Here is a 1,135-nt window from a genome sequence, read left to right on the forward strand (position 1 = left end):
GCGAACCGGAGCTCCTTCTCCATCGCGACCGGGGTGATGAGCTCCACCTCGATGGCGATGTTGTCGCCCGGCATGACCATCTCGACGTTGTCCGGCAGCTTCACCGTGCCCGTCACGTCCGTGGTGCGGAAGTAGAACTGCGGACGGTACCCCTTGAAGAACGGGGTGTGGCGGCCGCCCTCTTCCTTCGACAGCACGTAAATCTGCGCCTTGAACTTCGTGTGCGGCGTGATGCTGCCCGGCTTCGCCAGCACCTGGCCGCGCTCCATGTCCTCGCGCTTGAGGCCACGGACCAGCGCGCCGATGTTGTCGCCCGCCCGGCCCTCGTCCAGCAGCTTGCGGAACATCTCCACGCCCGTCACCACCGTCTTCTGCGTCGCGCGCAGGCCGACGACTTCGACTTCCTCGCCCACCTTGATGATTCCGCGCTCCACGCGGCCCGTCGCCACCGTACCGCGGCCGGCGATGGAGAACACGTCTTCCACCGGCATCAGGAAGGGCTTGTCCGTCGCGCGCTGCGGCGTCGGGATGTACGCGTCCACCGCCTCCATCAGCTTCAGGATGGCCGGCTCGCCGATGTCGCTGGTGTCACCCTCCAGCGCCTTCACCGCGGAGCCAGGGACGATGGGGATGCTGTCGCCAGGGAACTCGTACTTCTTCAGCAGGTCGCGAACTTCCATCTCCACGAGCTCGCGCAGCTCGGGGTCGTCCAGCAGGTCCACCTTGTTCAGGAAGACCACGATGTAGGGCACGCCCACCTGACGGGCCAGCAGGATGTGCTCGCGCGTCTGGGGCATCGGGCCGTCCGCCGCCGACACCACCAGGATGGCGCCGTCCATCTGCGCCGCGCCCGTAATCATGTTCTTCACGTAGTCGGCGTGTCCCGGACAGTCGACGTGCGCGTAGTGACGGTTCTTCGTCTTGTACTCCACGTGCGCCGTGGAGATGGTGATGCCGCGCTCGCGCTCTTCCGGCGCCTTGTCAATCTGGTCGTACGCCAGGAACGTGGCGCCGCCCGTCTTGGCCAGCACCTTCGTGATGGCCGCCGTCAGCGACGTCTTGCCGTGGTCCACGTGCCCAATCGTTCCGATGTTCACGTGGGGCAGGCTGCGATCGAACTTTTCCTTGGACATGA

1 protein-coding gene is annotated in these 1,135 nt (G+C 65.8%); it reads right to left on the bottom strand.

Annotated elements, in window-relative coordinates:
• A partial coding sequence (gene tuf, locus GTZ93_RS42085; protein ID WP_139924273.1) for an elongation factor Tu occupies positions 1–1,133 on the bottom strand: 1,133 nt, incomplete at its 3' end.
• Positions 1,134–1,135: the final 2 nt, after the last annotated feature.

This window comes from Corallococcus exiguus, from assembly GCF_009909105.1.
GTDB classification, from domain to species: domain Bacteria; phylum Myxococcota; class Myxococcia; order Myxococcales; family Myxococcaceae; genus Corallococcus; species Corallococcus exiguus.